The sequence below is a fragment of the Ruegeria sp. G7 genome (assembly GCF_056535465.1).
In genome coordinates this window covers 2,904,335-2,920,904 of the sequence record NZ_JBQFIL010000001.1, presented here as the reverse complement: position 1 = coordinate 2,920,904, position 16,570 = coordinate 2,904,335, and the positions used below count along the sequence as shown (strand labels likewise).

Annotated in this window: 18 protein-coding genes; 3 read left to right on the top strand and 15 right to left on the bottom strand. The window is 59.5% G+C overall.

What is annotated here, in order from left to right; genetic code table 11:
• Window positions 1-18 precede the first annotated feature (18 nt).
• Window positions 19-408 carry a phosphoribosyl-AMP cyclohydrolase gene (hisI, locus tag ACR3EN_RS14670; protein ID WP_480822185.1) on the bottom strand — a complete coding sequence of 130 codons (390 nt, stop codon included), beginning with the start codon at window positions 406-408 and terminating at the stop codon, window positions 19-21.
• A 48-nt stretch (window positions 409-456) separates the two neighbouring features.
• Between hisI and ACR3EN_RS14665 the strand changes: the two genes are divergently transcribed.
• Window positions 457-909 (top strand): iron-sulfur cluster assembly scaffold protein, encoded by a 453-nt coding sequence (locus ACR3EN_RS14665; RefSeq protein ID WP_480822183.1) that lies wholly within the window; start codon window positions 457-459, stop codon window positions 907-909.
• 59 nt (window positions 910-968) lie between these two features.
• Window positions 969-1,607, top strand: a complete 639-nt coding sequence (locus tag ACR3EN_RS14660) for a MarC family protein (RefSeq protein ID WP_480822181.1) — start codon at window positions 969-971, stop codon at window positions 1,605-1,607.
• 184 nt (window positions 1,608-1,791) lie between these two features.
• Here ACR3EN_RS14660 and ACR3EN_RS14655 read toward each other — a convergent pair whose 3' ends face one another.
• The 5 genes from ACR3EN_RS14655 to sciP form a co-directional block, all read right to left on the bottom strand.
• Window positions 1,792-1,914 (bottom strand): hypothetical protein, encoded by a 123-nt coding sequence (locus ACR3EN_RS14655; protein ID WP_480822179.1) that lies wholly within the window; start codon window positions 1,912-1,914, stop codon window positions 1,792-1,794.
• A 111-nt stretch (window positions 1,915-2,025) separates the two neighbouring features.
• Window positions 2,026-4,116: an ATP-dependent DNA helicase RecG gene (recG, locus tag ACR3EN_RS14650; protein WP_480822177.1), complete on the bottom strand. Its 2,091-nt coding sequence runs from the start codon at window positions 4,114-4,116 to the stop codon at window positions 2,026-2,028.
• Window positions 4,113-6,365, bottom strand: coding sequence for an NAD-dependent DNA ligase LigA (ligA, locus tag ACR3EN_RS14645; protein ID WP_480822175.1), 2,253 nt, complete (start codon window positions 6,363-6,365; stop codon window positions 4,113-4,115). The genes recG and ligA overlap by 4 nt, the downstream gene beginning before the upstream one ends.
• Window positions 6,366-6,490: 125 nt before the next feature.
• Window positions 6,491-7,207: a response regulator transcription factor CtrA gene (gene ctrA / locus ACR3EN_RS14640; RefSeq protein ID WP_480822173.1), complete on the bottom strand. Its 717-nt coding sequence runs from the start codon at window positions 7,205-7,207 to the stop codon at window positions 6,491-6,493.
• Window positions 7,208-7,291: 84 nt separating this feature from the next.
• Window positions 7,292-7,585, bottom strand: a complete 294-nt coding sequence (gene sciP / locus ACR3EN_RS14635) for a CtrA inhibitor SciP (protein ID WP_480822171.1) — start codon at window positions 7,583-7,585, stop codon at window positions 7,292-7,294.
• A 129-nt stretch (window positions 7,586-7,714) separates the two neighbouring features.
• Between sciP and mnmA the strand changes: the two genes are divergently transcribed.
• The gene (gene mnmA / locus ACR3EN_RS14630) at window positions 7,715-8,860 is read left to right on the top strand and encodes a tRNA 2-thiouridine(34) synthase MnmA (protein ID WP_480822169.1); all 1,146 of its coding nucleotides are present in this window, start codon (window positions 7,715-7,717) and stop codon (window positions 8,858-8,860) included.
• Here mnmA and ACR3EN_RS14625 read toward each other — a convergent pair.
• From ACR3EN_RS14625 to ACR3EN_RS14585, 9 genes are all read right to left on the bottom strand, one after another.
• Window positions 8,857-9,402 (bottom strand): carboxymuconolactone decarboxylase family protein, encoded by a 546-nt coding sequence (locus ACR3EN_RS14625; RefSeq protein WP_480822167.1) that lies wholly within the window; start codon window positions 9,400-9,402, stop codon window positions 8,857-8,859. The two genes, mnmA and ACR3EN_RS14625, sit on opposite strands and share 4 nt — an antisense overlap.
• An 89-nt stretch (window positions 9,403-9,491) precedes the next feature.
• Complete coding sequence (locus ACR3EN_RS14620; RefSeq protein WP_480822165.1) at window positions 9,492-10,067, bottom strand: hypothetical protein; 576 nt, start codon at window positions 10,065-10,067, stop codon at window positions 9,492-9,494.
• A gap of 4 nt (window positions 10,068-10,071) precedes the next feature.
• Window positions 10,072-11,226, bottom strand: coding sequence for a lipid-A-disaccharide synthase (gene lpxB / locus ACR3EN_RS14615; RefSeq protein WP_480822163.1), 1,155 nt, complete (start codon window positions 11,224-11,226; stop codon window positions 10,072-10,074).
• Complete coding sequence (locus ACR3EN_RS14610) at window positions 11,226-12,020, bottom strand: LpxI family protein (protein ID WP_480822161.1); 795 nt, start codon at window positions 12,018-12,020, stop codon at window positions 11,226-11,228. Before ACR3EN_RS14610 ends, lpxB begins: the two co-directional genes overlap by 1 nt.
• Before the next feature lie 3 nt (window positions 12,021-12,023).
• Window positions 12,024-12,809, bottom strand: a complete 786-nt coding sequence (gene lpxA / locus ACR3EN_RS14605) for an acyl-ACP--UDP-N-acetylglucosamine O-acyltransferase (protein ID WP_480870767.1) — start codon at window positions 12,807-12,809, stop codon at window positions 12,024-12,026.
• A complete protein-coding gene (fabZ, locus tag ACR3EN_RS14600; protein WP_480822157.1) occupies window positions 12,806-13,279 on the bottom strand; it encodes a 3-hydroxyacyl-ACP dehydratase FabZ in 474 nt (157 codons plus the stop codon). The genes lpxA and fabZ overlap by 4 nt, the downstream gene beginning before the upstream one ends.
• Window positions 13,280-13,351: 72 nt before the next feature.
• Window positions 13,352-13,936, bottom strand: a complete 585-nt coding sequence (locus tag ACR3EN_RS14595; protein WP_480843335.1) for an OmpH/Skp family outer membrane protein — start codon at window positions 13,934-13,936, stop codon at window positions 13,352-13,354.
• 6 nt (window positions 13,937-13,942) lie between these two features.
• Complete coding sequence (bamA, locus tag ACR3EN_RS14590) at window positions 13,943-16,207, bottom strand: outer membrane protein assembly factor BamA (protein WP_480843337.1); 2,265 nt, start codon at window positions 16,205-16,207, stop codon at window positions 13,943-13,945.
• A 223-nt stretch (window positions 16,208-16,430) separates the two neighbouring features.
• Entirely contained in the window at window positions 16,431-16,559 is a 129-nt protein-coding gene (locus ACR3EN_RS14585; protein WP_480822151.1) for a hypothetical protein, read from the bottom strand.
• Window positions 16,560-16,570 lie beyond the last annotated feature (11 nt).

Here is a 16,570-nt window from a genome sequence, read left to right as displayed (position 1 = left end):
GGTCTTACGATCGACAGTTTATTCCTGCGGCTTCATCAACTCGACCTCAGCTCCGTCGCGTACAGCGGTGTAAAAACAACTCCGCCGATTGGTGTGACAGGCCGGGCCCGTTTGACGCACCAACACCAGCAGGCAATCCCGGTCACAATCGACACGGAGATCTACCAATTCCTGCACATGACCCGAGCTTTCACCTTTGACCCAGAAGGCTTGCCGCGACCGCGACCAATAGGTCACGCGACCGGTCTGCAACGTCCTTGCTACCGCTTCGGCGCTCATCCAGGCCATCATCAGCACGTCACCCGTGCTTTCGTCTTGCGCGATCGCAGGCACAAGGCCCGCGTCATTGTATTTAAGCGTCGTTGGATCGAACGAGACAGTTTGTGTCATGGCAAAAACCTTTTGCATCCGGGACCATGGCCACTATGTATGGGGAACAGCCAACGAGGGAAAGCCATGAGCGGCGAAACCGATCTGATCAAGCTCTATTCCGGGCGCATTCTGGCGCTTGCCGCTGATATCCCTCATCTGGAGCGGCTGGAGCACCCGGATGCAACCGTCAAAAAACGTGCCCCGCTGTGCGGGTCGACTGTCACGGTGGATGTAAAGGTGCAGGACGGGCGGATCGCCGCGTTCGGACAGGACGTCAAAGCCTGCGCTCTGGGGCAAGCTTCTGCTTCGGTTGTCGGGCGTGCGGTGATAGGTGCCACACGAGCGCAGATCGAAACGGCCCGGGATCAACTGTCAGCGATGCTGAAAAAAGGTGGCCCTGCCCCGGATGCGCCGTTTGACGGGCTTGAGGTACTGATGCCGGCGCGCGACTACAAGAACCGTCACGCATCGATCCTTTTGTCGCTTGAAGCCACAGCCGAAGCGATGGAACAAGCAGAACAGGCCAATTGCGCCTGAGCGTGGTCTTTTCCGACAAAGCCGTGTAATCTCTGCCAAAATCCGGGGGAGACAGTGGCGTGGAGAAATTGATCGAACATTTCGTGACCCTTTGGGTGGTCATCGATCCGATCGGTACGATTCCCGTCTTCATTGCCGTCACTGCCAGCGCCGGTGTTGCCGCTAGACGCAAAACCGCCCTGCTGGCTGCGCTGGTGAGCGCTGGTATTTTGTTGTTCTTCCTGGTTTGCGGCCAGCTTGTGATCGAGGCGCTGGATATTGGCCTGAACTCTTTTCAGGTCGCAGGCGGGATTATCCTGTTCCTGTTCGCGCTGACCATGATCTTTGGCGAAAGCAAACAGGATATCGAACAGCGCGAGGCGCAGGAAGATCTGCAGGACAGGATGCATAAGACCAATCCGGCGATTTTTCCGCTGGCGGTGCCATCTCTGGCCTCGCCCGGCGCGATGCTGGCGATCGTCGTGCTGACCGACAACAATCGCTACAGTGTTGCGGATCAGGGCATAACCGCTTTGGTCATGCTTGTGGTGATCGCCATTGCATTTGTGCTGATGCTGCTGGCCGAGCCCATCATCCGGTGGATCGGGCATTCCGGGGCTGCGATCATCAGTCGGATCATGGGGATGATCCTGGCTTCGGTCGCTGTGAATTCGGTATTGTCGGCGATGCTGGAGATCATCAAAACCGGGCAGCTATAAAAAAACCGCCGCACCTTCCGGGCGGAAAGGGCGGCGGCAGGTTGTGCGTGTCTCACGTAGGGTCCGGATTTCCGCGCGGGGCCGAGGCTGGCCCCTTCAAGGGGTTTGGGACAGGCAGGTCACCCTTGACTGAGATGGGGAAACAAGCGCGGGGCTATCGGCATGAGATCGCAGGCAGAAAAGCTTAAAATCCTGTCGGCAGGTGAAGGGCAACCACCAGCATGACCACCAACGAGACGGCACCCACAGCATCCTGCAAAATCGTTGCTTGCGAACGGCTGAAAGCGGCCTTGATCTGGGTCAGCATGGTCTCACCTCCGGTCAGGGTTTAATCTTTTGTTGACCTTTTGTTCTCATATTTTGGCGAGTCGGTAAAGAACTTTTTAAGAACATTTGCGAACTTTTGGGGTTTATCGGTCTAACCCACTGAAATCAAACGGATCGCCTGATCCTGTTTCATCAGCCATAGCAGAACGCGCGCCGCCTTGCCGCGATCCGAGGTCAGCGCGGGATCTGCGTTGAGCAATGTCCGCGCGTCCGATTGAGCGACCGCCATCAACCCGGCCTGCCTTTCCAGATCGGCGATGCGGAATTGGGGCAGCCCCGATTGCGCGGTTCCGATCAGATCCCCGGCCCCACGCATCTGCAGGTCTGTCTCGGCAATGCGAAACCCGTCTTCGGTCTCGCGTAGAACCTCAAGACGCTTGCGTCCGCCCTCGCTGAGCGGTGGCTGATACATCAGCAAGCAGGTCGAGGCATCTTCGCCCCGCCCTACGCGGCCTCGCAACTGGTGTAACTGCGCAAGGCCAAAGAACTCGGCCCGCTCAATCACCATGATTGTCGCGTTGGGCACGTTCACCCCGACTTCGATCACGGTCGTGGCCACCAGTACTTTGGTCTGACCGGACTGAAACGCGGCCATGGCGGCGTCTTTCTCGGCGGGTGGCATTTGCCCATGCACCAGCCCGACGGTGTCATCCCCCAACGCTGCACGCAGCCGTTTGAAACGCTCTTCTGCCGCAGTCAGATCCGAAACTTCGGATTCATCGACCAGCGGGCAGACCCAATAGCACTGCTTGCCAGCGTCGATCGCGCCCCGCAAGTGGGCCACGACCTCATCCATACGCTGCGTGCTGACGATGGCCGTTTTGATCGGTTTCCGGCCCGGAGGTTTCTCGTCCAGAACCGAAACATCCATGTCCCCGTACTGTGCCAACGCAAGGCTACGAGGGATCGGCGTAGCGGTCATCACCAGAACATCCGCGCGTTGGCCTTTCTCGGAAAGCTCCATCCGTTGACGCACGCCAAAACGATGCTGTTCATCGACGATCGCCAACCGTAGGGCATCGAATTCCACATCGCTTTGGAAGACCGCATGTGTGCCAACAAGGATTTGGATACGACCCTGTTTCAATGCCTCCAGCTTGGCGCGCCGTTCTGCGCCCTTGTCGCGCCCAGTCAGGATTTCGAGCACAACGCCCGCTTCCTCTGCTAAGGGGCGCAATCCTTCGAGATGCTGGCGGGCCAGAATCTCTGTCGGAGCCATCATCACGCCCTGCCCGCCCGCTTCAACGGCCACCAGCAAGGCCATGAACGCCACCAGCGTTTTGCCCGCGCCCACATCGCCCTGCAGCAACCGGTTCATACGATTGTCCGAGGCCATGTCTGCCGCGATCTCTTCAATCGCGCGGGTTTGTGCCCCGGTCGGACGGTAGGGCAAACTCGCCAGTACCTTTGACTGCAGAGCGCCCGTGCCGACACTCACCAGTCCACGACTCTTACGTTCTCGTTGGCGCGCGATCGCCAGCGTCAACTGATGTGCCAACAGCTCATCATAAGCCAATCGCTCACGCGACGGCGCGAACGGGGCCACATCGTCCGCACCCTTCGGATTATGTGCCGCATGTACCGCCCCTTGCCAGTCCGGCCAGCTTTGCTGCGCAACCTGCGCCGGATCCGCCCATTCAGCCAGAGCGGGTGCCCGCGCCAATGCACTTTGAGCAGCCCTGTAGGCCGTCTTCTGCGTGACGCCTTGTGTCAGATGGTAAACCGGCTCGAACTCGGGCAGCGTTCCGGCGCTTTCGGGGGCTACGATATGGTCCGGGTGCACCATCTGCGCCATGCCATCAAAGAGCTCAAGTTTACCCGACACGACCCGGCGGGCACCTTGCGGTAGGATTTTCTTCAGGTAGTCCCCGCGCGCATGGAAAAAAACCAACTGGAAGTCGGCCTGCGCATCCTCGACATGAATGCGATAGGCACCGCCCTTGTTGCGCGGAGGGCGATGCGGGCCAACGGTCACCTCTACCGTCAGGGTCGTCGGTAAATCCGCCCCTTGAATGGTGTCCCGCCGCCTGCGATCGATCACCGCATAAGGCAGCGCGAACAATACATCCCGCGGTGTCTCGATCCCAAGTTGACCCATCAGTTGCGCGGTCTTGGGTCCAACGCCATCCAGCGTCTCAAGCCCTGCGAACAGCGGAAACAGCTTTTCTGGCCTACCGCTCATGCATCCCCGATCAGCTGTAACCAGCCGTCTTCGTCAAGGGTTTCGATGCCCAGATCCGCCGCTTTCTTCGCCTTCGACCCGGCCCCCGGACCTGCCACAAGAAGGTCTGTCTTTTGGCTGACCGAACCGGACACTTTGGCACCCAACGCCTCAGCCCGTGCCTTGGCCTCGGCGCGTGTCATCTTTTCCAAGGTGCCGGTGAAGACCACGGTTTTGCCCGCAACCGGGCTGTCCGATGATGGGGCTTCGGGCGGCACAATTGTCAGATAGCCACGCAGGTCGTCGAAGGCCTTACGCTCTTCGGTGTTGGCGAATGCGTCCGACAGTGAAAGGCCCAGCGTGGCCCCGATGCCATCGATCCCGATCAGGTCGGACCATGCGCTCGCCGCTGAACCGGGTACATTCAGCCGTGCCACTGCTGCATCGCGCGCTTCCTTCAAACGCGCGCGTCGACCTTCCGCAGCGGCGGCGATCCGTTCGGCCTCTTCCGCTTCGTCCGCTGCGCGTTGTGCCAAGGCCGCTGGCCGCGCAGCATCAATCGCGGCCGCCATCACGTCCCAATCGCGATAGAACAGCGCGAGATCACGCGCGCCAACCTCACCGACATGGCGAATACCAAGGGCAAACAGCAGCCGCGCAAAGGGAATTGTCCGTTTGTCTTCGATGGCTGCAAACAGGTTGCTGGCCGAGGTATCACCCCAGCCCTCGCGGTTCTTCAGCCGCGCCAGGTTGCCCGCGTCCCGATCTTTGAGCGAGAAGATATCTGCGGGCGTATTGATCGGCAGAACAGGATCGCCGTGAAACATTTCGATCTGCTTGGCCCCCAACCCCTCGATGTCAAAAGCCTTGCGAGACACAAAGTGCTTAAGCTTCTCAACAGCTTGCGCCGGGCAGATCAAACCGCCGGTGCAGCGGCGTACCGCGTCGCCCTCCTCACGGATCGCATCGCTGCCGCATTCAGGGCATGTCGACGGGAAATCATAGGGTTCGGCGCCGTCGGGACGTTTGGACAGGTCCACATCCGAGATCTTCGGGATCACATCGCCTGCGCGATAGACCTGTACCCAATCGCCGACACGGATGTCCTTACCTTCCCGTATCACGCCGCCTTTGGCGTCGCGACCGGCGATGTAATCTTCGTTGTGCAAAGTTGCGTTCGACACCACAACGCCGCCGACGGTGACGGGATGCAGCCGGGCAACAGGGCTGAGGGCCCCGGTGCGGCCAACCTGAATGTCGATCGCGTCCAGCCGTGTCCAGGCAAGCTCGGCCGGAAACTTATGCGCGATCGCCCAACGGGGCGTTGTGGAACGGAACCCCAAGCGCGCCTGCAGGCCGAGGTCATCAACCTTGTAAACAACACCATCGATGTCGTAGCCGAGGGTCGCGCGCTGCGCCTCAATCGTACGGTAGTGATCGAGCATCTGATCTGTCGTGGTGCACAGGCGGGTCAGGTCATTGACCTGAAATCCGAACGCGCGCAGCCGCTTTATCGCCTCCATTTGGGTTTCTGCCAGGGGCTCGGACAATGCACCCCATGCATACGCAAAGAACCGCAGCGGCCGTGATCGCGTGATTTCGGAATCAAGCTGGCGCAGAGACCCCGCTGCGGCATTGCGCGGGTTGGCGAAGGTCTTCCCGCCTGTCTCAGATTGCCGCGCGTTCAATGCGTCGAAATCCTCATGAGACATATAGACCTCACCCCGAACCTCCAAAAGTTCCGGAGCGCCTTCGATCCGGTGCGGGATGTCAGCCACTGTCCGGGCGTTTGCCGTGACGTTTTCACCGACTTCGCCATCCCCACGGGTGGCGGCCTGCACTAACCTGCCCTTTTCATAGCGTAGGGACAGAGACAGCCCATCAATCTTTGGCTCGGCGGTATAGGCCAGCGGTGCATCGGCGCTGTGGCCCAGATACTTGCGAATCGAGCGATCGAAATCCGCGACGTCATCGTCATCAAAAGCATTGCCCAGGGACATCATGCGCACAGCATGCGCCACTTTGGCGAACCCATCGGCGGGCCGCGCACCGACCTGATCACTGGGGCTGTCGCTGCGCTTCAGATTCGGAAACCGCTCTTCGATCTCGGCATTGCGACGCTTTAGAGTGTCGTACTCAGCATCCGAGATCTCGGGCGCATCTTTTGCGTGGTAAAGATCGTTTGCACGCAGCAGAGCCGCGGCGAGCCGGGCAAGCTCTTCCCGGGCTTCGTCCTCGCTCAAATCAGCTACCGCGATGGTTTTGCTCATGTCCCCGCCCTGTCACGTTGTCTTGGACCCCAGTGATAGGGCGAGGCCATGGTCAGGTCCAGTGTTGTGCTGAGCCGCGAGTGGGAATGCCGCCCCGGACCGCCGGCGACATCAATCTCAGAAGGTCAGGCGCCCACCGCCATCCGTTGTTCACCGACGCTGCCGGATTGCGGGTCACGCAGAACATACCCGCGTCCCCAAACGGTCTCGATATAGTTCTCGCCACCGGTCGCATTGCTAAGCTTTTTACGCAACTTGCAAATGAACACGTCGATAATCTTCAGCTCAGGCTCGTCCATTCCGCCATAAAGATGGTTCAGAAACATCTCTTTGGTGAGGGTCGTGCCCTTGCGCAGGCTCAACAGCTCCAGCATCTGGTATTCTTTCCCGGTCAAGTGAACGGTCTTACCCTCGACCTCGACGGTTTTGGCATCCAGATTGACAGCCACCTGACCGGTGTGGATCACCGATTGTGAATGCCCCTTTGAGCGGCGGATGATTGCATGGATGCGTGCCACCAGTTCTTCGCGATGGAATGGTTTGGTCAGATAGTCATCCGCGCCGAACCCGAAGCCCTTGATCTTGCTTTCGGTATCATCCGCACCCGAAAGGATCAGGATCGGGGTTTCGACCCGCGCGATGCGCAGTTGCCGAAGAACCTCATGTCCGTTCATGTCCGGCAGGTTCAGGTCCAAAAGGATCAGATCATAGTCATAAAGCTTGGCCAGATCGATCCCTTCTTCGCCCAGGTCCGTCGCATAAACGTTCAGATTGGCATGTGTCAGCATCAGCTCGATGCTTTTGGACGTGGTGGGATCGTCTTCGACAAGAAGTATGCGCATTCAACTGCTCCAATTTGGTTAAATATCTTCGGTTCGAAATGAAACTGGCGAAAAATGGTTAACCTGTCGTTACTGTTGATTCATTTATTCACTTTCACCTTTAGGTTGTCGATATTTTTTTAGCGTGGTGACCTTCAATGCATCCGTTCCGTGCTCGGCCACGGCAGAGACCCACGCATTGAACTCTTCATCGCTCAGCCCGTATCGCTTTTTGGCATCCGACAGCGAAATGAGCCCGTAAAGCACCCCGCGCACGACAATGACCTTGCGCGAGGCGACCCAGCGCCGCGTGTCCGCCGGGGGCAGGTCTGCGCGGGTCAGAACGCTTCCATCCGGCAAGGTGACCGACCTTGGCCCTTCGACTTTGTGCAAATACATCCGTCCTACCTTTTTCTGCTGCGACAAAGCTGCACCCAGCCTACTTAAGAGGGCGTGAAACCGCCCCTTGAGAGTGTGTAGAATTTTCCTATATTCTGCCGGTCTTTCTTAACCCGGACTGGAATCGCCATGGCCCTCGCCGCCGAGACCCAAATCAATTCGCTTGGCTTTGCCAAACCGCCCTCGGAAACGCGGGTGGTGGTGGCCATGTCGGGCGGCGTCGACAGCTCGGTCGTGGCCGCCCATTTGGCCGATCAGGGCTATGACGTGGTAGGCGTGACGCTGCAGCTTTATGACCATGGTGCTGCGCTGGCCAAAAAGGGCGCATGCTGTGCCGGGATCGACATCCATGATGCGCGGCGTGTGGCTGAGGAGCGCGGGTTCCCGCACTACGTCTTGGACTATGAGAACATTTTTAAGGACGCGGTGATTGATGAGTTCGCCGACAGCTATCTGGCGGGCGCGACTCCGGTGCCCTGCATTCGCTGCAATGAGCGGGTGAAGTTCAAGGATCTGTTGGAAACCGCCAAAGACCTTGAGGCCGATTGCATGGCAACCGGTCACTACATCCAGCGCAAGATGGGCGCGAACGGCCCCGAGTTACACAGCGCCGAGGATGCCAACCGCGATCAGTCCTACTTCCTGTTCTCGACCACGCCTGAGCAGTTGGATTACCTGCGCTTCCCGCTGGGCCACCTGCCCTCGAAGGATGCCACGCGTGAGATGGCGGCCCAATATGGGCTGGCGGTCGCAGACAAGCCCGACAGTCAGGACATATGCTTTGTGCCCAACGGCAACTATGCAAGCGTCATTGAGAAACTGCGCCCGGGTGCCGCCGAACCGGGCGAGATCGTGCATGCAGATGGACGCGTGCTGGCGCAGCATGACGGCGTGATTCACTACACCATCGGCCAACGCCGCGGGCTTGGCATCGGTGGCCTGAGCGAGCCGCTTTATGTGGTCAAGCTGGACGTTGACAAGAAGCAGGTCGTCGTCGGCCCCAAAGAGATGCTGGCCACCCGCACCATCCCCGTGCGTGAGATCAACTGGCTGGGAGATGAAGCCTTCACGTCTCGCGAAGAATGGCATCTCAAGGTCAAGGTTCGCTCGACCCGGCCCCCGCGCGAGGCGATCATTCGCCCGCTCTCGGACACCACTGCCGAGGTTGAGCTGCTGACGCCAGAAGAGGGTGTTTCGCCGGGACAGGCTTGCGTGTTCTATGCGACCGAGGGTAGCCGGATCTTTGGCGGCGGCTGGATCTGGCGCGGTTACTAAGCTGAAATCGGATCGACCTCGGTTTCGATCTGTATCTGCAGCGCGTCGTTGAACCTGTTGAATGCTCCGGTCAGGGCGATGCGCCATGTCAGCTCGACGATCTGCGCATCGCTGAACCACTGGCGCAGGTCCGATACCTCTGCATCCCGCATCCGGCCCGACCGCGTTGTCACGGCTTCGGCATAACGCACCACCGCTTTGTCACAATCGTCCAGTTCGGGGTGATCCTCGACATCCGGCAGGCGCGCCGCGCCTTCGGGGCTGAGCCCAGTCACAGTCAGCAGTGGTGTGTGGTGCGAGACGCAATAGTCGCAGGCATTCAGTTTCGAAACTGTCACCATCGCCAGTTCCAGTGCGCGGCGCGGCAGGTTTTCCTGCGCCCGAAATGCGGTCAACATCGCGGCCACGTGCTCGAGCACCGCAGGGCTATGGGCGGCAATACGCGCCCAGTTGTCGAATGGACCATAATCCCCAAGCAGAGCCCGATACGCGCGGGCGGTGTCGGTCATTTCCTCGTCGCCCAGCGGCGGAATTCGGGACATCACAATTCTCCTTCACCGGACAGGGTTGGTCCTGATGGCGCAGTCATACAGACCTGATGAAAACGGTGTCGTCAACGCCGCCGGGCGGATCACAGCAGGTCGGTGGGCGAGTTGAAGAGGATATATAGCCCGACACAAACCATGATGTAGGGTGCGATCCGATCCATCCGCGCGACCCGCGGCCCAAGACTTTTGGCCCGCGGCGCACCCCAAGTGGCCACGGCGACCAGCAGAAGCCCCGCCGCTGCGGCACCCAGCAAAGCTGCCAGACGGAACGATGGCGTTGAATCCGCCAAAAGCGGGGTCATGACTGCGAAGCTGTCTACAGACAAGCTGAGAAACAATGTCACAACAGAGCTGATCGCCCCCTTCGACCTAGTATCTTCCGCCTCGGTGCCACGAAATTGTCGCCAGATGCCGCGCAAGCCAAATAACAAAGGGATAACGCCAAGATACCCGATCCACTCGGGGATGCCGCTTTGATCCAGACCGATCGCAACGGTCATGGCGAGCGACAGAACGATACCTTGCGCGACGGCGAACCCCGCAATGGCGCGGCGTTGCTCGATGATCAGGGTCAGACCCAGTAGCACCGCAAGATTGTCCAGGTTGGTCGAGACCATTGCCACTCCGGCGGATAGCGAGAAGAGAACATGATCTAGCATCAGGCTATGGCATCCGCTGCAGCACCGCGCGCGCCGCACGCAGGCCGGGGGCTTCGCCGCCTCGGCCCAGTCGCTGCATGGTCTCGGTCATCGCCGCCTGCTGGCTGTCCGGCGTTGCAGCGACCTGATGCAACGCAGCGGCAATTTCGCCCGGCTGACAATCGTCCAGCAAGCATTCGGGAACCGATCGCGTTTCCGACACCAGATTGACCAGCGTCACCGTATCCAGTTTCACCATCCGTTTGGCGATCAATGTGGTCAACCAGTTCAGGTTATAGGCAATCACCATGGGCGTAGCCTGCGCAGCCAGCTCCAGTGAAACGGTACCCGACGCGGCCAGCGCAAGGTCGGCCACCGCAAAGGCTGCGCGCTTTTGCGCTTGGGCCTGATCCGACGGCAGGTTTCGTGGGTCGACGACAACCGGGTGACCGGGCCAGTCCGTCACATGCTCTGCAACCGCGTCCACCATATGGGCAACCGCCGGGACAACGACACGCGTGTCTGGCCGATCTTGCAGAAACTGATGCAGCGCCGCGCCGAAAACAGGAGCCAACCGCTCCACCTCGCCCCGCCGAGAGCCGGGCAACGCAAGGACGATCGGTGCGTCACCCAGTGCGTGTTCCGTGCGAAACGCGGTGATCTGCTCTTGGGTCGCGACCGGTTCGTTTGCCACAGGATGGCCAACGAAATCGCATTCCATACCTGCGCGTTCCATGTAGGGCGGCTCAAACGGCAGCAGAGCGAGGACGTGGTCAATCACCTTCGCCATCTTGTCCGCCCGTCCGGGCCGCCAAGCCCAGACACTGGGGGCGACATAGTGCACTGTACGAATGTCACTGGCGGCCTTGACCAGCTTGGCGACGCGCAGCGAGAAATCGGGGCTATCGATGGTGATCAGCACATCGGGCTGCGTCTCAAGCACCGCCTGTGCGGTTTCGGCAATACGGCGTTTGAGATGAAAGAACTTGGGCAGAACCTCGACCAGCCCCATCACACTCAGCTCAGACATGGGAAAGCGGCTGACCAGCCCGTGGGCCTGCATCAACGGGCCACCAACGCCATCAAATGTGACGTCTGGAACCAGCACGCGCAGACCATCCATCAAAGCGGCACCCAAACGGTCGCCCGATGGTTCCCCGGCGACCAGAAAGACGCGCATCAGACCGCGCGCTCGCGGACTTGCAGGAACAAGCCCAGACGGTTGCAGTCCTCGATCACGCGGTCGCGCTGCAGCACGATGACGCCGCCCTTTTCGATCACGATGCCCACCAGCCCAGCGGCCACAGCGCCAGATACCGTGTCCGGCCCGATGGCAGGCATATCGGCGCGCCGATCCTGATCCGGTTTGGGGCCCTTGAACAGAACCCCGCCGCCCGCATCGGGGCGTTGCGTCAGGGATTGCAGCATCCAGGTGGTGCCAAAGATGCTTTCGATTGCGACGGCCTGACCTTTATGAACCACGCAGGCCTGACCGATATCCGCCGCCCCCATTGCGCGCAGGATACCTGCCGCGCGATCCGCATCCGCAAGATCGGCCTCAGACGGTTGCGCCTCGGTCAAACAGCCGAGCGGAGGCAACAGGTCCGGCGCAATCTCGTGGACCGCCTGCACGGTTAGCCCGGCCTCTTCAAAAATGCCAATCACAGCCCGCAACGCGCCATCGTCGCCCGACATCATGGCCTGTTGCAAGACCGGCACCAGAGGTATCGTCGCGGCATCAATTCGCGCGGGATTCACCACCGGGCGACGCACGGCACCGGCCATGCAAATCTCGGTCACGCCGCGTGCCTTGAGGTCAGCGATGAAACTGCCCAGATGCTCCAGCGGAAAGACCACATCCGCGTTCAGCGTGTCCGGCTCGAACCCTTCCAGCGCGCAGATCAGCGGCCGTTCGGGCAGGTTTTCGACCACCGCGTCCGGCAACACTCCTGTCCCCGCAATCAGTGCCAGCATGGGTTACTTCCTCGGCGTCAGGAAAGAGCGGTCTGTCTCACCCGTCACGAAATCGACGATCTGGCGCACATATTCGCTTTCGGCATCATCGCCCAGACGCTTGGCGCGATCCATGAAGGTACCCTCGCCTTCGGACAATTCGCGAAAGGCCGCACGCAAGGCCGAGATATCCGCCCGCGTCACACCTCGGCGCTTGAGGCCAACAAGGTTGAGCCCATCCAGTTCCCCCCGAGGGGCCTGCACAAGGCCATAGGGAATGACGTCATTGGCCACCATGGTCAGCGCACCGATGATCGCGCCGCGACCGACGCGGACCCACTGATGCAGGCCCGAGATGCCGCCGACGATGACGTCATCCTCGATAATGCAATGACCCGCCGCGCCGGCATGGTTGACCATGATCACGCGATCGCCGATCTGCACATCATGGGCCACATGGACACCGGCCATCAGCAGGCAATCATCGCCAATGCGAGTCACACCGCCGCCCCCTTCTGTGCCGGTATTGACCGTCACATGCTCGCGGATGCGGTTGCGTTTGCCGATCTCCAGCCGCGTATCCTCGCCGCCGAATTTCAGGTCTTGCGGGATCTCTCCGATCACCGAGAAATTGAAGATGACCGTATCTTCGTCAACGCTGGTATCGCCAGTGACCACAACATGAGACTTCAACTCGACCCGATCACCCAGCCGCACCTGCGGCCCGACATAACAGAACGGGCCGATGATACAGCCCTGCCCGATCTGGGCCCCTTCTTCGATTATGGCGCTGGGATGGATGCCGCTCATGTTGTCTTTTCCATGTCCCAATCGACATAGGCCGAGAACTCGGCCTCGGCAGCCACCTCGCCCTCGACCGTAGCGCGGCCGCTGAACTTGAAGATCTTGCCGCCCTTCTTGCCGCGCACGGTTTCGACGTGCATTTCCAGCACGTCGCCGGGCACGACCTTGCGGCGGAATTTGCACTTGTCGATATTCATGAAATAGATCAGCAGCTCGCTGTCGATCACATCCATACCGACGCCGAGCATCACACCGGCCGTCTGTGCCATCGCCTCGACAATCGTAACACCGGGCATGATCGGAGTACCCGGGAAATGGCCCTGAAAATGCGGCTCGTTCATGGTGACGTTCTTGATACCGATCGCCGATTGATAGCCCTGAATATCCACGACCTTGTCGACCAGCAAAAACGGATAGCGATGTGGCAAGATCCGCTGGATCAGCTGAATGTCAGCGCTTTTGGTGTCCGTGGTCATGGTTGGGATGTCCTGTTCTGGAGGTCTCTTTCACGCGTGGTTAGCAATACCCGTACGCAAGGGCAAGCCAACCTATTCGCTGTCGGGTGCAGCAAGTGCGGTGCCATCGCCGATCACAGCGTCGATGCGCGCGATTGCGGCGTCCGTGATGTCCGACGCGTCCGAGCTGAGCACGACCGTAGCCCGTTCCAGCACGACCGAGGCCTGAGATTCGCGCAACAATTCGATCAGCACGGGTTGGGCCAGTTCAAAAAAGCGCCCGCGCGCGTCTTCGCCACGCCGCGCCAGCACATCAAGCTTGGCCCGTTGCCCGTCACGATGAGACTGAACCTTCCGGTCAAACGCCTCGGCCAGAGGGCGAAAGTCTTCAGCCGACAAGTTCGCGCGTTGCTCGGTCAGGTCCTTTTCCTCTTTGCTCAATTCGGCGACGATCCGTTCATTTTCTTCTGCCAGCAGCGTGCTCTCGGCTTCGATCTCGCGAAACACGCGTTGGCCGAACGCGGACTCTGCGAAAAGCCGCTCGCTTGAAATCGTCAGGACGCCCGTTTGGGGCACCCCCAGTTGTTGTCCCTGCGCAGTTGGGACGACCAGCAGTGTTAGAAAAGCACACAGGGCCCATAGAGGGCCCTGCAGATGTTTCAGAAACACGAGGTTCATCCGGGATCAGAACCGCGCCTGAATAGTCAGGTCAAAGTTCTGCTCGTTGTCGAACTCTTCTTTCTTGAGCGCTTTCGAGAAGTTGAAACGCAGCGGGCCGAACGGTGTTGTCCACAGAACCGACAGACCGATGACGTGACGGATCGAACCATCGGCGCCCACGATATTGGCACCCGTGGTGTCGACGTCGTCGATGTTGTAGAGGTTGCCGACATCATAGAATACACCGCCGCGCAGCCCAAGTTCCTCGGGCAGACCCAGCGGGAAATCCGACTCGAACCGGGCCACCCAGTAGTAGTTGCCGCCAATCGCGTCGTCCTGACCGTTCGACAAGTCGCGCGGTCCAATGCCCGAAGGTTCAAAACCGCGGAAGGTGCTGGGCCCCAGCGTGAAGCGATCCAACGTCCGGCTGAAATCGTCTCCGGTCCACTTCAGGGCACCTAGTTCCAGGCTGGCACGCAGAACAACTTCTTCGTTCCATACACGTTTCTGTGCGATCGCACGGGCGGTCGACCGGAAGAATTCGTTATCTCCGCCAAGGCCGGCCGCATCCAGGCCAACTTCGAACAGCACGCCGGCGGTCGGGTTGAGACCTCCAAGGCGGCTGTCATATGCATAGGTCACACCCAGCGAGCTTGTCGTGCGTTTGCCCTGATCGATTTCCGACGCAACAACCGCACCGTTTGTCAGATCGCCCTGCTGGGTCATCTCGCTGCGGTCCCAGCTATAGCGCAAGCGCAGGACCGAAAGCTCGCTAAGCGAATAGCTGATCTGCGGATTGAAGAAGATCCGCTTGGTATCAAAGCTGGCAAAACTGGAGTTGGTGCTGTTCAACCCAACACCCAGATCAAAGCGCAGCCTGCGCCCCAGCAGAAATGGTTCGGTAAAGTTGATCACATACCGCTCGGAGTCCTGCGCCGTTGAAAGGCTGACACCCAGGTTCTGACCGCGGCCAAGGAAGTTGGATTCATTCAGCGCAACTGCGATCCCAAAGCCATCTGTTGCCGAGAAGCTACCGCCAAGGCTCAGCGAGCCGGTGGGTTGCTCTTCGACATCCACATCCACGATGACCTGACTTGGCGACGAGCCCTCACGCGTGTCGATATCGGCTACTGCGAAGAAGCCAAGCGCCCGAATACGCTCGGCGCTCTGACGAATTTCACGGGGATTGAAGGGGTCGCCCTCGACAGTGTCGAATTGGCGGCGGATGACGCGGTCCAGCGTGGTTGTATTGCCCTCGATATCAATCCGCTCGACAAAAATGCGCGGTCCGCGGGTCAGAACGAATTCAACATCCAGCGTCAGATCACGCGCGTTTCGCGTCACACGCGGCTCGACACGCAGGAAATCGACCCCGTTTTTCAGGCCCAGCCGTTCCATCCGTGCAATCGAGTTTTCCACCAGCGACGGCGAATAGATAACACCAGGCTTGATCCTGAGCGCATCCTGATATTCGGCCGGGTCCACGCCCGGTATCTCGCTGACAGTTGTGATCTGCCCAAACGAAAAGCGCTGGCCCTCGGTAATGTTCATCACCAGAAAGAACGCATCCCGTTCACGCGTGAATTCCACATTGGCGCTGTTCACGCGGAAATCGACATAGCCCCGCGACAGGTAGAAATCGCGGATCACCTGTTTGTCGAACTCGATCCGGTCGGCGATGAAGGTATCGCCGCGCAGGAAGGTCCGCAGGATATTGGCTTGCTTGGTCTCCAGTACCCGGCGCAGGCGCCGATCCGAATAGGCCCGGTTTCCGACGAAGCTGACGCGTTCGACTTCGATCGTGGTGCCTTCGGCGACTTCAAACACCAAATCGACGCGGTTGTCGTTACGGCGAATAATCCGGGGGATCACGGTGGCGGATACCCTGCCCTGTTCTGAGTAGATGCGCGCAATCAGATCGGCGTCAGCTTCGGCCACTTGCGGGGTGAACACGCGACGCGATTCGGATGATATGGCCTCGAGCAGCACATCGTCGTTTACGCGCCGGTTGCCCTCAATGCTGATCTGGTTGATCGTCGGATATTCTTCGACCTCGATGACCAGAGTGTTCCCTCGCGGCGTCAACTCGACTGTCTCAAAAACACCACTGTCAAGCAAACGCTGGAAGGCGTCATTCAGCTCACCACCACTTACAGTCTGACCCGGTTCGATTCCCGTCCTGGCGATGATCGTGGAGGTTTCGATGCGTCGGTTACCCTCAACTTCGAAGCTGTTGATGGTGAAAGATTGCGCCTGCGCAGGGTGCACAAACCCCAGCAAACCCGGCATTGCAAAGAAGAAAAAGAAAACTAGTGCCTGCCACAAAATATGGTTTTGCCGCCCGCGAGAGCCGCAGAATGTGCCCGTGCCTCTGCTGTCAGTCATTTTTTTCACTACCCAGAATTTTCAGACTTTAGCTGCTGAGTAGCCCGATTGAGGCATCATGTCAAAAGCGCAAACGCAAAAACGGCCCGCAGGCCGTTCCATGATGTCGCATCTGTAAGGATCAGAATCAGAGTCCGACGAGATACCCGCCAACCGCCAGCGCCAAAGCAGTGACACCAAAGCTGAGCAGTACGTCCCAGTTCAAAAGAAACAGGAAGCTGAAGCTCTGATAAGATTTACGCAATGCATTGCTCATCGCATCCGGGT

What these genes read in the sequence shown, in the direction of transcription:
- fabZ (WP_480822157.1), bottom strand. Translation starts at nt 13,279, where the DNA reads ATGACCACGGACACCAAAAGCGCTGACATTCAGCTGATCCAGCGGATC.
- ACR3EN_RS14625 (WP_480822167.1), bottom strand. Translation starts at nt 9,402, where the DNA reads ATGTCCCGAATTCCGCCGCTGGGCGACGAGGAAATGACCGACACCGCC.
- sciP (WP_480822171.1), bottom strand. Translation starts at nt 7,585, where the DNA reads ATGTATTTGCACAAAGTCGAAGGGCCAAGGTCGGTCACCTTGCCGGAT.
- ligA (WP_480822175.1), bottom strand. Translation starts at nt 6,365, where the DNA reads ATGAGCAAAACCATCGCGGTAGCTGATTTGAGCGAGGACGAAGCCCGG.
- lpxA (WP_480870767.1), bottom strand. Translation starts at nt 12,809, where the DNA reads ATGAGCGGCATCCATCCCAGCGCCATAATCGAAGAAGGGGCCCAGATC.
- ACR3EN_RS14585 (WP_480822151.1), bottom strand. Translation starts at nt 16,559, where the DNA reads ATGAGCAATGCATTGCGTAAATCTTATCAGAGCTTCAGCTTCCTGTTT.
- recG (WP_480822177.1), bottom strand. Translation starts at nt 4,116, where the DNA reads ATGAGCGGTAGGCCAGAAAAGCTGTTTCCGCTGTTCGCAGGGCTTGAG.
- ACR3EN_RS14665 (WP_480822183.1), top strand. Translation starts at nt 457, where the DNA reads ATGAGCGGCGAAACCGATCTGATCAAGCTCTATTCCGGGCGCATTCTG.
- ctrA (WP_480822173.1), bottom strand. Translation starts at nt 7,207, where the DNA reads ATGCGCATACTTCTTGTCGAAGACGATCCCACCACGTCCAAAAGCATC.
- hisI (WP_480822185.1), bottom strand. Translation starts at nt 408, where the DNA reads ATGCAAAAGGTTTTTGCCATGACACAAACTGTCTCGTTCGATCCAACG.
- ACR3EN_RS14620 (WP_480822165.1), bottom strand. Translation starts at nt 10,067, where the DNA reads ATGCTAGATCATGTTCTCTTCTCGCTATCCGCCGGAGTGGCAATGGTC.
- lpxB (WP_480822163.1), bottom strand. Translation starts at nt 11,226, where the DNA reads ATGCGCGTCTTTCTGGTCGCCGGGGAACCATCGGGCGACCGTTTGGGT.
- ACR3EN_RS14610 (WP_480822161.1), bottom strand. Translation starts at nt 12,020, where the DNA reads ATGCTGGCACTGATTGCGGGGACAGGAGTGTTGCCGGACGCGGTGGTC.
- ACR3EN_RS14595 (WP_480843335.1), bottom strand. Translation starts at nt 13,936, where the DNA reads ATGAACCTCGTGTTTCTGAAACATCTGCAGGGCCCTCTATGGGCCCTG.
- mnmA (WP_480822169.1), top strand. Translation starts at nt 7,715, where the DNA reads ATGGCCCTCGCCGCCGAGACCCAAATCAATTCGCTTGGCTTTGCCAAA.
- ACR3EN_RS14655 (WP_480822179.1), bottom strand. Translation starts at nt 1,914, where the DNA reads ATGCTGACCCAGATCAAGGCCGCTTTCAGCCGTTCGCAAGCAACGATT.
- bamA (WP_480843337.1), bottom strand. Translation starts at nt 16,207, where the DNA reads ATGCCGGGTTTGCTGGGGTTTGTGCACCCTGCGCAGGCGCAATCTTTC.